Origin of the sequence: Tamlana flava (genome assembly GCF_041287255.1) — a bacterium.
GTDB classification, from domain to species: domain Bacteria; phylum Bacteroidota; class Bacteroidia; order Flavobacteriales; family Flavobacteriaceae; genus Tamlana; species Tamlana flava.
Map to the genome: position 1 here is coordinate 988,376 of NZ_JBGGTX010000002.1, position 14,376 is coordinate 1,002,751.

Annotated in this window: 11 protein-coding genes and 2 pseudogenes; 2 read left to right on the top strand and 11 right to left on the bottom strand. The window is 37.4% G+C overall.

Features of this window, described 5'->3' with window-relative positions:
- Positions 1–12 precede the first annotated feature (12 nt).
- Positions 13–633 (bottom strand): hypothetical protein, encoded by a 621-nt coding sequence (locus tag ACB104_RS08870; RefSeq protein WP_370478004.1) that lies wholly within the window; start codon positions 631–633, stop codon positions 13–15.
- A 180-nt stretch (positions 634–813) separates the two neighbouring features.
- On the opposite strand from ACB104_RS08870, the gene ACB104_RS08875 reads away from it, so the two are divergent.
- On the top strand, positions 814–1,074 hold the full coding sequence (locus ACB104_RS08875) for a hypothetical protein (protein ID WP_370478006.1): 261 nt from the start codon (positions 814–816) through the stop codon (positions 1,072–1,074).
- Positions 1,075–1,099: 25 nt separating this feature from the next.
- Here ACB104_RS08875 and ACB104_RS08880 read toward each other — a convergent pair whose 3' ends face one another.
- The 9 genes and pseudogenes from ACB104_RS08880 to ACB104_RS08925 all read right to left on the bottom strand — a co-directional run bounded on the left by ACB104_RS08880 (position 1,100) and on the right by ACB104_RS08925 (position 11,444).
- Positions 1,100–1,516 carry a hypothetical protein gene (locus ACB104_RS08880; protein WP_370478007.1) on the bottom strand — a complete coding sequence of 139 codons (417 nt, stop codon included), beginning with the start codon at positions 1,514–1,516 and terminating at the stop codon, positions 1,100–1,102.
- A 224-nt stretch (positions 1,517–1,740) separates the two neighbouring features.
- A complete protein-coding gene (locus ACB104_RS08885) occupies positions 1,741–2,100 on the bottom strand; it encodes a DUF7670 domain-containing protein (protein ID WP_370478009.1) in 360 nt (119 codons plus the stop codon).
- 55 nt (positions 2,101–2,155) lie between these two features.
- A complete protein-coding gene (locus ACB104_RS08890; RefSeq protein ID WP_370478010.1) occupies positions 2,156–4,354 on the bottom strand; it encodes an amino acid permease in 2,199 nt (732 codons plus the stop codon).
- A gap of 454 nt (positions 4,355–4,808) precedes the next feature.
- The gene (locus ACB104_RS08900) at positions 4,809–4,955 is read right to left on the bottom strand and encodes a DUF2911 domain-containing protein (RefSeq protein WP_370478012.1); all 147 of its coding nucleotides are present in this window, start codon (positions 4,953–4,955) and stop codon (positions 4,809–4,811) included.
- A 183-nt stretch (positions 4,956–5,138) separates the two neighbouring features.
- On the bottom strand, positions 5,139–6,425 hold the full coding sequence (locus ACB104_RS08905) for a YCF48-related protein (RefSeq protein WP_370478013.1): 1,287 nt from the start codon (positions 6,423–6,425) through the stop codon (positions 5,139–5,141).
- Positions 6,426–6,436: 11 nt separating this feature from the next.
- Positions 6,437–8,266, bottom strand: a pseudogene (aspS, locus tag ACB104_RS08910) (aspartate--tRNA ligase); the annotation flags it as partial.
- A gap of 80 nt (positions 8,267–8,346) precedes the next feature.
- A pseudogene (gene gatB / locus ACB104_RS08915) lies at positions 8,347–9,778 on the bottom strand (Asp-tRNA(Asn)/Glu-tRNA(Gln) amidotransferase subunit GatB); the annotation flags it as partial.
- Positions 9,778–11,178 (bottom strand): amidase family protein, encoded by a 1,401-nt coding sequence (locus ACB104_RS08920; RefSeq protein ID WP_370478015.1) that lies wholly within the window; start codon positions 11,176–11,178, stop codon positions 9,778–9,780. The pseudogene gatB and the gene ACB104_RS08920, both read right to left, overlap by 1 nt.
- Before the next feature lie 2 nt (positions 11,179–11,180).
- Complete coding sequence (locus ACB104_RS08925) at positions 11,181–11,444, bottom strand: Asp-tRNA(Asn)/Glu-tRNA(Gln) amidotransferase subunit GatC (protein WP_370478016.1); 264 nt, start codon at positions 11,442–11,444, stop codon at positions 11,181–11,183.
- A 349-nt stretch (positions 11,445–11,793) separates the two neighbouring features.
- On the opposite strand from ACB104_RS08925, the gene ACB104_RS08930 reads away from it, so the two are divergent.
- Positions 11,794–12,831, top strand: coding sequence for a dipeptide epimerase (locus ACB104_RS08930; RefSeq protein WP_370478018.1), 1,038 nt, complete (start codon positions 11,794–11,796; stop codon positions 12,829–12,831).
- Here ACB104_RS08930 and ACB104_RS08935 read toward each other — a convergent pair.
- Positions 12,828–14,093, bottom strand: a complete 1,266-nt coding sequence (locus ACB104_RS08935; protein ID WP_370478019.1) for a porin — start codon at positions 14,091–14,093, stop codon at positions 12,828–12,830. The genes ACB104_RS08930 and ACB104_RS08935 overlap by 4 nt on opposite strands.
- Positions 14,094–14,376: the final 283 nt, after the last annotated feature.

Here is a 14,376-nt window from a genome sequence, read left to right on the forward strand (position 1 = left end):
TTCGGTTAGGTTTTATAAAATGGTTTTCTTTTTCATTTTTAAATTAAGGGCAACTGTCCAGGAGAGTATCAGGATGAAAGCTGCTTTTTGTACCAAAGGAGAATATTGTATTAAGTTTTCATTATAGTAGAACAAATTATTCATGCCCACAATTACCATACAGAATATTCCAAATACTTTGAAAAAAGTGAATTTGTTTTTATGAAGTGCCCTAATCATTCCAATAATAACCACAACACCACATATACTTAGAATGGTAGTCATGACGTCATGAAATTTTGTGAAAATGAAAACTGCCGACAACATTCCCAACGCACCAGAAATTTTTATAGTTAAATTCCAATTTCTGTTTTTTTCAAAGTAGTCTGCAAATTGAAAGAAGAAAAATGTCATACTGATGCAAAGCATACTTATTGCCCCAATGGCAACCGGTCTTGCATTATTTTTGAGGCCATTTATACCATTTTCGCTCATTAAGTTACACCAATAGTTGTTGCTCCAATCAAACCCTAAAGAGTTAATATCTGCTTGTGAACCTCCAGGGTATAATGTAGCAGCATAAATGTAAAGTATGATGAAAATAAAAATCCCTATGGTGGGCAGAAATCTTAATGATTCTTTGGCATTTATCATATTTTTCTCTTTCCACTAATGTGCTGCAACGTCCTGCTAAACGCAGTTCGGTCATGAGAACGAAGATACAAAAAGAGGGAGACAATGCAGCCTTTGTGAGCGCTGCCACGCGAGCGACGGCGGCATTGTCCCTCTCGCCCATAAATTTCCCTTAGGAAATTATATTGGCGAGCCACTTTATTGAATCGGGAGTTCGATTGGCCGGGCCAAATTGCTTTTAGCACTGCAGATGGCTTACGTTTTCCCTCGATGGGCAGTGGAAGTTGTATTGAGCAAAAAGGCCTTTTTCAATTTGGTTTAGCAGGACGATGGAATACATGCACCGAAAGGGCGGGAGCAACGGAGTTGCGTATCCATTTTGGTCAGCTTTCGCTGAATGTATTCCATCGGTCTTGTATAAAAACCGTTTCAATGGGTTTTATGCTTTGTTGGCAGTTTTAAATTCAAATGAAATTTTCGCTTAAATCTAATCATTAACTCTACGCCATCCGACCGCTAAACCGTTTTCCACTTCCATTCCAACACCTTTAGCAGCGACTTTCCCTTTAATAAGCCACGAAACATAGTAAAAATCTCCTGTCTTTTCTATTACAAGGTCATATTCATCTGAAAAATCTCCATTCTCATAAAAATATCGAACGTGATAATTTCCAACATATCCACTTTCTTTTGGTCCTCCAGTTGCTATTCCAGGACCACTGTAAGCGTTTCCCCAATTCCATCTTGCGAATAATGTTCCAGGAGTATTGCTTTTTGTGTATAATACAAAGCCTATATTTAAGGGTTCTTTTTTATCTGATTCCGTGTCATTTTGAGAATAAGAAAGGATTGGAAGAACAGCAAAAATCAGAATCAATAATAAATTCAGTCGATTATTTTTCATTATATTTTTGTTTTAGTTAAACGTATTCAGTTAGAATTACTGCCACCTCGTTATATCCCATATTTTATTCCTCCTATCCCTAAATAAAATCGGATATCCCAAATTTTGTTGGTGTTGTCCTATTAAATATAATCTATATTTTGTTATTTAAAAATCCCAACAAAAACTGTCGGGATTTTTATTTGGTCTTTATTTGATTTCCGATATAATTCTGATTTGTATCCTCAGGAAGAAAAAGCTCTTTTTTTAAGAATGCCAAAAATCAGCACCATAATTCCGATAATTGAAATTGGTAGTGCTACCATTCCAACCAAAGCAGCATTTTCCCATACTTCAAATATGCATAACAGTACCAGTCCGTACCAAACTAGCATTAAGATGCCTGAAATAAGTTCATATTTCCAAAGACATATAAAGGCCGCAAGGAAAATGGCAAATAGCATATACACAGAAATGTCGGCAAAAGTGGGTTGTTTTGTTAACAGTGGAACTCCTTCATCAATTAGGAATAGAATATACCCCATTAATGCCAGTAACCCCAGTATTCTTATAATTAAACGGTAAATTCTAAATGACTTTTTCATTTGTCTCTTGTATTCAATTCTAATGGAGTTGCTTTAATTAGAAAAGGTCTTATTTTTAAACCAATACATTTTCAAATTCAGAATCAGAACAAAAAATTGCGGAAATGCGTGAATGGTTTACAATGTTCACCATATCCTCTGTTCTCATTCCTTTTTCGATACTGAAAATATTCACATCACTATTTCGTTCCATAACCACATTGGCAAGTAAGTCGCCCTTTTTCACGCTTATTGAAGTATGCTTTGGAAATCTAATCATGGTTCGAAAATCTTCCAAATCCTTCTCAGTAAATCTTAATTCTTCATTGTCATTAAGGATGTGTACATCAATATTTCCTTTCCAATTGCGACAAATGAGTAAAGAAAGCAGCGTTGATAAATCATTGTTATTAATATTGAATGACTCTTTCCAATCAGTTGGTATATTGGTCATCCATAAATTGATGCTCTTTTCAATTGCCAGACTTGCGGTAGAAAAGGGTATGTACATGATTAACCCAAAATTGTTTTTTATGGTATCTGTATATAGTTTGTCATAGTAGGATAAATGCGATGATGATGGGTCAATACTTGTAAAAATCGTGTTTGGTTTGAAAAAAGCCGCATTTAACGATTGCATACTTGTGTTTACCGTTGTATTGAATTCCAAATTATCAATTGTGGTGTATGATACAGAAATATCACTTTCTTTAAATTTTTTTACTGAATTTCTAAGAAAATTGTCAAGGTTTCGTTGTTCAATTTCATCTTCATTTCGCAAGGCCAATATTTTAATTGACCCTTTTGGATAAATAATTGAATGGATAAGTTTAAAAGAACTTCTAAGTTCTTTAGGCATGCTTACCGGCATCAGTAAATCAGGCTGCCAAGACCTTACCTCCCTTTCTTGTCGCAGGTTGTTTGTTTTTTTTGTGGCCCATTCTGCCAATGCAGTAAATAGCCCGCTCCTGGAATCGCCTGCTGAAGATTTAATGTTCATTTTTACGAGATACAGGTAGAAGGCTATAATCAGTACCAATGAAAATAATGCGACTATAACATTCATGACGAACATGATAGAAATTGAGCCTAATGCACCAATTATTGGAACTATGATGGGGATTTTAAGTGTTGGCCTATAACTGGGCAATCCCAATGCTTGCTCAACCAGTGCAACAACATTAACCATGGCATAAGTTATCATAAAAAACATGGTTAAGATAGGTGCAATGGTGTTTAAGTTTCGCAGTGAAATTCCTATAACAACAATAATGGCTGTAATGATCATGGCATTTTTGGGTTCACCCTTCCAAGAAAGTTTTGCAAGGCTTTTGCTTTTGGGCAGGATATTTTTTTCACCCAAGGCCAATAATATTCTTGGAGCGCCTACAAAAGAACCAAGTGCAGAGGAAAGGGTGGCGCCCAATAATCCAGCCAAAACAATTGGTGTGAATAACGCCTTGTCAATAAACACATTGTAATTTCGGGTTAATTCGTCAGGAGAGGCAATTAAGGCTGCAACAAAAATTAAACTGATATAAATTATCGTGGTAATTATTACTGATGAGATTGTTCCAAAAGGAATGCTCTTTCTCGGGTTTGCTAAATCCCCAGACATATTGGCGCCAGCCATAACCCCTGTTACCGCCGGAAAAAAGACGGCAAACACCATCCAAAAAGAAGAACCGCTAAAATCATTTTCTATAGAACCTTCATACTTTCCAAACCACTCTAGGTTAAAATTCAGTTCATTAGTGAATAATGCCCCATATATAGAAATCAAAGAAAGTACCATAATGCCAAGAATGACATATTGTATTTTAAAAGCAAAACTGGTACTAACAAAGGCAATGGCCATCAAGAGTGAAAAAATACCGATATCAAGGAATAAAGGATTGATGGCAGGTAGAAGCGTTTGTAAACCCTCCCTAAATCCAAAGATATACATGGCGACCGCAACTGCCTGTGCAAAATAAAATGGAATACCTATGGCGCCTCCAATTTCTAAGCCAAGCGATTGGGAGATAAGACTGAATGCGCCACCACTTCCAATCCTAATATTTGTTGTAATGGATGATAAACTAAGTGCAGTAGTGAAGGTAATTGCAACTGATATGAAAACTATAGCTAATGCACCTAAAACACCGGCATTGCCAACTACCCATGGCTGCCTAATGTACATAATCACACCCAGAATGGTAAGTGTTGTAGGTGTAAATACCCCAGCCAAAGTGCCAAATGTTTTTTTCTCCTTTATCTTTTTATTTGGTTCCATCTTGGTTTAAGACTCGATATTCATTGCAAATTTGAATTTTTCAATTTGAGCTTTTATTCAGTTTTTATAACTCATATCAATTTTCACTGAATGTTTACCATCTCGTAATATTCTAACATTTATTTCTCTCATCTCGAAAATAAAAACGGGATATGTCTAGTTTTTAGTTGTGTCGTCTTATAAATATAATCTATATTTTGCTATAAAAAAATCCCAACATTTTTGTTGGGATTTTTATTTGAGTGGAGATGCGATTTTCTTCATTTTGACTGAGTTCAATACGATAGAAAATCGGATTGACGTTGAGAAATTATTTCCGAATCACTTTCACATTCATTTCCTCCATTTTTTTGTTGGACAACAGAGAAGGCGCGCCAAACATCTGTGTCCTTAATTAATATGATAGTACATTCTGTTTCACAATAAATGGTGTATAGAGAATATGTGCCTAATTTTATTGCCTTACACCAAAGGCCATGTCCTGAAAAAACTTAATTTCTGTGGCTTCATTGGCACCTGTACGCCATACTGTGTCATTGGGGGCAAGTGTGCTTAATTCCCGTTCTTTAAGTTGGGACCTGCTATAAATCACCTTGGCCATAGGAGCTGCATTTCTAACGGTTCTGCAATAGGCAATGTAAAGGGGCTTTTGTCCAATCCTGAGAATTTTTGCTGCTAAAAATATTAAGGTTATTCTTTATAATGTCTTAAAGATAAGTGCAAATCATCTTAAAATTCTTATAAAAGTTAGTCTAAAATGTTAAAGTTGCGATTCAGGATAACACTACTTTTTAATGAATTTTACGGATTCACGACCGGTATTGTTATGAAGATTTATAAAATATGTGCCAGATGGCAAATCTTCAAGATTAAAGGTATAATCTTTTTTTGTTTTTGATAAAATGATATCTCTAGCCAATTGTCTGATGAATTTTCCGTTGACATCATAAAGCTCCATAAGCAAATTATCATCCGATTCGAACACAATACTAAATTCCAATATCGATTCAATGGGATTGCTTTTTAGGGAGGTATTTAATTTGGTTCTATTTTTTTCGCCAAAAGGCTCAATGCCCAAAGGGGTTTCCGTATACTTGTAGAGGGAAGTCCCGCTTGCGTAGGCCAATGTTGGGCTTATAATGAATATGCGGTTTAAGTTACTGCCGATATTTAAGTTTGTCCAAGTTTGACCGCCATTTAAAGTTTCATAAAAACCAGTAGAGTGTCCACCCATCCACCCATGGTTTTCATCAATAAAGCCAACAGCCTGTATTTCGGTTTCGGGTGCATCATAGCTAGTCCATGTTAAACCATCATCCGTAGATTTTACCAGTTTTCCTGAATTGGGAGTAACCGCTGCAATAGATCCAAAAATTACGTTGGGATTACTTTCCAATAATTGTAGTTTCCAAACATATTCTCCAACGATATTCGAATTGAAAATTTCAGTCCAAGAGGCTCCGCCATCTGTTGTTTTTAAAATGGTGCCGCCATTGCTGCTTCTTCCGGAAACGAATCCAATGTCTTCTGTTAAAAAATTGATTTCAACCAATGCGTTGGCATAAGCAGACATATTGATAAATTGCCATGTTTCTCCGCTATCAGATGATTTGATGATGTGCGCTGGCGTAAAGTAAGCGCCGCAACCGTAAATGGTGGATGGGCCAACGGCATCCAGTCCACAAATAGCATGTGGGTTAGGGGATATGTTAGATACTAAAGTCCAATTATTCCCACCGTCTATGGTTTTGAAGAATTTGCCATTTAAGGTACCAAGAAACCCAATATTTTCATTGAGAAATTCAATGTTTCTAAAATAATAATTTCCGCCAAGAATCGATTCGTTTAACTGCTCAGTCCAATTTTTACCGCCATCAATTGTTTTGTACACAGCCGCATAATAACCATTTGCGGCCCATCCCAAATTTTCATTAATAAAGAATACATCGTCAAATCTTTGATTGTTTATGTTTGAAATACTATTAATAAGAGGTTGCCATGAAGCCTGTGCATAGGTTTTTATTATGCAAAGGAAACAAAAGAACAGAATGACTCTCCTATAATAGAACATCTTTATTGGTTTCAGTTTTTACTTTTGATGATTTTTACATTCATTTCTTCTACCTTTTTATCGGACAAAAGCGAAGGTGCGCCAAATAATAAATCGTCGCTGGTGCCTGTTTTTGGGAAAGCCATTACTTCCCTAATGGATGATTTTTTCTCTAAAATCATCATCAATCTATCTACACCCCAAGCAATTCCACCGTGTGGTGGTGCCCCATAATGGAAGGCTTTGTACATGGTGCCTACGCTTTTTAGCATTTCTTCTTTATTGTAACCCATGTTACGGTAGGTGGCCTCTAAAATTTCAGGTTTGTGAGCCCGCACCGAACCGCCGCCAATTTCGTAGCCGTTTAAGATTAAATCGTATTGCTGCGCGATGATACTTCCGATTTCTTCCTCTTTGCCATTCATATGTTTTTCAATGTCGTAAATGGCTGGCATAGAGAACGGGTTGTGGGTAAAGGTCCAACGGCCTTCGTCGGTTTTTTCAAACATCGGAAAATCAATAACCCATGCAGGTCTCAATTCCTTCGGGTTGATTAATTTCAACATACTACCCAATTCCTGACGAACGGCATCCAAAGCTTTGTTGGCCGTGGCATAATCGGCAGCCGAGAAAAACACAATATCACCTACTTGTGCGTTGGTAGTTTTAATTATTCCTGCGGCAATATCTTCACCTAAAAACTTGATAATGGGCGACTGCAAATCGTTTTCGTTTACAATAATATAGGCCAACCCGCCCAAACCGTGTTGTTGGGCTATGGCGGTCAGTTTTTCAATTTGCCCTTTTGATAAACGCTTTTTGCCTTGGTCTTCAGCCGAAACTTTAATGCATTTTACAATACCGCCATCGTCAATAGGTTTACTAAATACTTGGAATGTGGTATCCTTTACAATTTCGGTAATGTCTTGAAGTTTTAAACCGAATCGTAAATCGGGTCTATCACAGCCATAGCTGTCCATAGCTTCTTTATAGGTCAATATTTCAAACGGACGCAAAATCCATTTGTTTCCATATATTTTGGTGACAATTTCATTAAACATTTTGGTGTTTAAATCTATAATTTGCTGCATACTGGCAAAGGCCATTTCAATATCCAATTGCGTGAATTCCGGTTGGCGATCGCCACGGGAATCTTCATCCCTAAAACAACGGGCAATCTGGAAATACTTTTCGTAGCCACTTACCATCAACATTTGTTTAAACTGCTGTGGTGCTTGTGGCAAGGTATAAAACGCACCTGCCTGTTTTCTTGATGGCACGATGAATTCGCGTGCACCTTCATCGGTTCCAGCACTTAAAATTGGCGTTTCAATTTCCAAGAAATTTTCTTCATCCAAAATGTCGCGCAACAGTTTGATGACTTTGTGTCGGTTTACAATCACACGGCGCACATCGTCATTTCTGTGGTCTAAAAACTTATACTGGAAACGTACGTTCTCGTTGGACTTGGTGGCTCGTTTTATTTCAAAAGGAAGTGTTCTAGATAGGTTTAACGTATCTAAATTGGTGGCTTGCAATTCAATTTTTCCTGTTCTTAACGCAGGGTTATAATCGTCCTCTTTACGTTGAACAATGGTTCCCGAAACACTGATAACCGACTCTGGTTTTAGTTTTACCAATTCGTCCAAATTTGGGAACGATTCCCTGCTCAAACGCACTTGGAACTTTTCGGAACTCGAATCGCGCAAATCGATAAATATAAGCTCGCCGTGGTCGCGTACACTCGATACCCATCCTGAAAAAGTGACTTTTTCTGAAATGCTTTCATCTGAAATATCAGTGATGAGGTGTGTTCTGTATTCGTCTTTTACAACAATAGGAATTTGCGGTAGAGCCTCTTCCTCTTTTTTGGTAGTTTGTTGTGGAGTTGTTCGTTGTTCAGTTGTACTTGCGCCTTCAGTCTTCATGCTTACAACTTCCCAAGAAAGCGCATCCAAAATTCCCTCGCGAATCACTTTTCCAGAAGCCCCCTTACCAATAATGCCAATTACTTTTCCAACTAAAATACCTGCTTTTCCTTGGTTGCCCGTTTTAATGTCGTTGGCAATGGCTTCATTTTCTGAAATCACTTTGGCAATGGCGGTCTCTATCTTTTCTTTGGAAATGGTGTTCTCTTCAAAATATTGGTTGTAATCAAAAGTTCTGTCTTTCAGATACTTGGTAATCGCATTTTGCACCAAAACCGACGTGATTTTTTCCTCTTTGAACAACTGAAAAATTTCTATTAAATGTTCAATACGGTGAATATCGCCATAGTCATCGGCACCAATATTGTTCACCAAGGTTTTTGCCACAAACGATGGGTCTTTCAACACATCATTTATTTGCATAAAGGTTTTAGAGCGTAAAGAATCTGCTGTAAAAAACTTGGCATCTTGTGGTAAAACACCACCTTTTATTAAAATGGATTCCACCGCAAATGGCAGTGAACTTACATCCACATCAATAGATTCTACAACGCTTTTTATATTTACAAAAGGTAAATCGGGCTCCGAAATAAAACGGTAATCGGCCTCAAATTCCTTTTTACGCATCGTTTTTGTTTGCTTTAAATCGGCATCAAAAAGCACGGTGGTTTGCTCGGGCCTAAACTCTTTGTGCTCCAAATAATAGTTGAGTTGTTTTTCAACTTCCTCCTTTAAAGCCTCAACCATAAACTTAAACGAGTTGAGGTTTTTTATTTCGGTGCGCGGATTTAAATTATAGGTGTGTTTTTTACGAAGTGAAACAGAAACATCCGATTTAAACTCTCCTTTTTCAAGGTTGGCTTCGGATATTTTTAAATTTTGAACAATGCGCTGAATGTATTGCGCATAAGTTGAAGCATCCTCAATATGGCGAATACACGGTGTGGTTACAATTTCAATTAGCGGTACGCCAGCTTTGTTGAAATCGACCAAAGAGATTTTCTTTTCGTGCATCAATTTTGCGGCATCTTCCTCAATATGAACTTGAGAAAGGCTAACGGTAAATTGCGACCCGTCATTTCGGAAACACGAAATCTGTCCATCAGGAATTACCGGATTGTGAAACTGAGTAATTTGGATGTTTTTTGGGTTGTCTGGATATTCATAGTGTTTTCTATCCCATGAAATCACCTCATTTTCAAAAGTGGATTTTACTGCTTTTCCAAAGTAAATGGCTTTTCTAACAGCCTCTTTATTTACGGCAGGTAAAACGCCCATTTGTCCCGTACAAACCGAACAGATGTTTTGGTTTGGTATATCGGTTTCTTCGTTCGCGCACGAACAAAACAATTTAGTTTTTGTGTTCAATCGAACGTGGGTCTCCAGACCGATTACTAACTCCAGTTCGTGAGTTTTTAGTAACTCATTTAATTGTTCCAGTTCCATTATATCGTGTCTTTTAAGAAGTTAGCAAACTTCAAAACAAGTTCGTCGTTATTTTTTGCAGCGGTTATTTGCATGCCAGTTTCGGTACCTTGTGGTATGGTTAATGTTGGCAGTTGGCCTAAACTAAAACCAACTGTGTAAGCATCGCTCAAATACATGGCCAGGGGATCTTTTAAGCTGTCCCCAATTTTTGGCGGCGTACTTGGAGTTACGGGTGAAATGATGATGTCCACCTCACTAAAATCCTTTTCAAAATTGTTGGAAATGGCATCGCGAAGTGCCAATCCTTTTAAATAAATTTCGTCTGAAAATCCTTGGGAAAGCACTTGGTTTCCACCAACAATTCTTCGCTTTGTTTCTTCAGAAAAATTTTCAGAGCGTGTTACCGCATAAGTTTCTTTTAAATTTTCAGACTCAATGCGGTTGCCATAATTAGTGCCATCCAAGCGAGATAGGTTAGAGGCCGTTTCAGCCATCGCAAGGGTATAATACGTTGAAACCAAGGTGTTCGATTCAAAGAAATCCAATGCTTTCACTTCAATGCCTTTAGCCTTTATTTTTTCAATGGCAGCTAAAAAATCAGATTTTACTTTGTTGTCAATGGCTTCACTTTCAATAAAGTTTTTAAAGTAACCAACGGTTTTTATGTCTTCTGAAGTTTCTATGCTCTCTTCCGAAATAGACTCAGAAGCATAGGTGGTTTGGTCTTTAGCATCTTGTCCGCTCATCACATTCAAAACAATGCGAATATCTTCAACCGATTTGGCAATCGGGCCAACGCAGTCGGTTGATGAAGCATAAGCCATCAATCCGTAGCGGGAAATACGTCCATATGTAGGTTTCAATCCATAAACATGGTTATAGCCTGCCGGTTGGCGCACCGAACCTCCAGTATCACCACCAATGGAAAAAACAGTGTAATCCAACGCAACATTTACAGCGGAACCACCACTAGAGCCACCACCAACCAACTCAGGGTTAATGGCGTTTTTAACCGCGCCAAAAATGGTGTTTTCACTCGAGGAACCGTGGCCAAAACTATCGCAGTTTTCTTTTACCAGCGGAATAGCACCCGCATCCAATAGCTTTTGAATGGCCGTTGCGGTGTAAGCCGATTTGTAGTTTTTAAGTAATTCTGAACTGGCAGTAGTGATGGTGCCTTGAACCATATACACGTCTTTTATGCCAAAAGGAATGCCTTCAAGCAACCCGATGGTTTCGCCATTTGCAATTTTAGCATCCACTTTCGCAGCCAAATTCAATGCCATTTTATCGAGCAAAGAATTGACTGTATTGTGAGTGTTTTGTTTTAGTAAGTTTAGCTTTTCCTGCACTAAAGCGGTGCAAGTGATTTCCTTGTTCACCAATTGTTGATGAATCATATGTATTTGAGAGTCCATAATTATTCTTCTATAACTTTAGAAACCACCAAGTAGCCGTTTTTTTCTTTTGGGAAGTTTTCAATAATGATTTGTTTTTCGGTTTCGGAGCTTTGAATCACCACATCATCACGTAAACTATCCAAAGACACGCTATTACGATTAATGGATGCATTATCATTTGACGCGTTGGCATTTTTAATCACTTCAAATAACTTGTTCACAGCCTCGCTGGGCTGTGCTCCTTTAATGCTCGACAATACATCGACTGTCATAATTTTGCTCATGTCTTAAATTTTTAGATTAAAAAAAGCCTTCCACATTAGGAAGGCTTTTACATATATTTTAAACAATAACCTTCCTGACCCTAAAAATTAGGATTATTGAAATTATTATTGTTATTATAATTTGTCATCATTTTTTTGCGCCTCAAATATATGTAGAATATATCTACTAAACACAATTTTTTTGTGATAACCTTTTCTATATTATCAAATTATCAAAAAAGTGTAACCTTCTTTGAAGGTTGTTCCGGCCAACAGTGTTTATTATTAGGAAGTATTAGTTGTAATGGATGATTCTTTTCTTGAAATAAAAAAATAATTCTGTTTATGATAAACAAAGTATATTTAGTCCATGAATTTAACCATTACCACATCAAGCCATAGGGTGCCCTTAAAGTATCCGTTTACAATTTCGAGGTATACGGTGAATGAGCAAGAAACGGTTATTGTTGCTATTTCAAATGGAACGATTACGGGTTATGGTGAGGCCACTGTAAATCCATATTACCAGAGTACAAGCGCCAAGATTATAAATTCCATTAACTCTGTGAAATCTATTGTAGAAAATGGTTTTGGTTTTCACCCAGAGGAACTCTGGCAAAAGCTGGAACCTGCGTTGAAAGATGATTATTTCGCACTATGTGGCATTGATTGTGCCTACTGGGATTTTTATTCAAGATTGAACCATAAACCAATGCGCAGTTTTTGGAGTGGTAGTTCTTTCGGTGTTCCACAAACAAGTTATACCATTGGTATTGATTCCGTGGAAAGTATGAAAGTTAAAATCCTGGATAAACCCTGGCCCATTTATAAAATTAAACTGGGCATTACACGTGACTTGGAAATTGTTCAGGAACTCAGAAACATAACCAATGCCATTTTCAGAATTGATGCCAATTGCGCTTGGGGGGTGGAGGAGGCCATTCAAAACTCAAAAATATTGAAGGAATTAGGCGTTGAGTTTATTGAACAGCCACTTCAGGCTGATAATTGGGAGGGCATGAAAATTTTAAAGGAAAAAAGTGCGCTTCCAATTATAGCAGATGAAAGTTGCCAAAAGCTTGAGGATGTCCAAAAATGCGCTGAGTTTTTCGATGGTATTAATATCAAATTAATGAAATGTGGTGGCATTACACCAGCCTTAAAAATGATTCAAAAGGCTAGGGCTCTAAATTTAAAAATCATGGCTGGTTGTATGACAGAATCTTCAATAGGCATTTCGAACTTGGTGCAGCTAGCTCCACTTTTGGATTATATAGATGCGGATGGAGCCATACTTTTAGCAACAGATATTGCTTCAGGAGTTCAATTTCAAAACGGTAAAATTATATTCCCAGACGGTTTTGGTTCTGGAGCTAAATTACTCCAGTTGACCCCTAAAACAAACTAATTTAACGAAATCTGATACTGCATTACGGCCATTCCCTTATAGTCTTTTTGCTGTAAAGTGTTGACATCAAATATTGGGCGATGTTGGTAACCAAGGCTTATTTTGTCTTTGTGCGAGCCGTTCACAAAAAAATTAACGGTAAAATCATAAACGGTCATACTATCATTTAAGGCATCCCAATCCGAATGTTGTATGGCTATATTTGGTTGAATAACCGCCATATGGTTGAAAAATTTGGTTTGCTTAAATGCATAACCAAACTGTCCGTACCAAGTGGTGCCTGTGCCAATCATAGGAAAGGCAACACCCGAGCCATTAAAATCTGTGCCACCACCAGTTGTAGGATTGTTGGCGCCAACATTTCTAATATAGTCTTTTCCAAAATCGTAACTATAATACCCCAAATAAGCGGTTATAGCATCACCATTGGGTAGTGGTAGGTTTAAAAACGAGTCCGCCGAAAAATGCGAAATATCATAAATATTTGTTTCAGGAAGATTGGCATCACCATCACTCATAGCATCGGGTTGAAATTGAAATCCCGCCCCAATATTAAAAACCTTTTTAGTTTGCATGTACGTGCCAACTTGATAGGCAGATTTGTTGGATTCGTGTTCAAAGAACTGATATTTTAGATAAGCCGATGTTTTTACCCTCGGTTTGTTATTTGCAAAGTTTACAGCCCCGTTGGGAATGGCGGTTACAAAGAAAGGTCTGTTAAAGGCCATTCTGTAGTCAAATTTTTCTGCTTGACCTTTAACCCAAAAACCGAACAAACGCCCAACATCATCGTTTATCTCAACAGAGTTTAGGGTGAAAAGTGGCGAATCAAGGCCCATTAATGTGCTGCTAGAGCGAATGTTCCAACGGCTCAAACCCTGCCAGCCCGATTTGCCCAGCCCGATTTCAAAATATTTAGCAAAGGAGTATTCGGCATATAAATCTAAAACTTCAAGCGGGAAATCCTTGCCTTTAAAGTTATAGTTATTGCCACCAAAAATGGCATACACATAAACTTTAGGGGAAATCTGTGAAGATACAGGAATTCGCAATCTTCGGATTGATATGTCAAGAAACTCGGATGTGGGCTCGCCATGGATTACAGAGCCATCGTTTAGCTCAGAATATCTCAACCAAAATTGAGAGGTGAGGTTCCATTTGAAGGTTGGTTTAAATTCTTCGTTTTGACCAGTTAGTAATGCCGGGGAAATTAGAGCTATGGAGAACAACCATAGTATTAAAGCTCTTTTTTTTAGTATCATGTAACGTTTATTTCTGAAATTCAAGGCAAAGTTAGGCGGAATGAATATACTAAAAAGTGACATACATCATGTTAAAGAATAAATTTCCAATTATGAAGGCTTGAATTAAAATTTGCGCCTTTTTACGATTTTGAGGCAGGTTTTTCCTAATTTTTTAATTGATAAAAACTTCGAAAAAGCCCTTGTGCCGATTTTTGTTAATCTCGGTGTTTTGTTAAATCGTTAAAAACGGCTAATATCCATTTTAAGGTACTTTTTAGACGATTTAAGACACTTTTAAGTA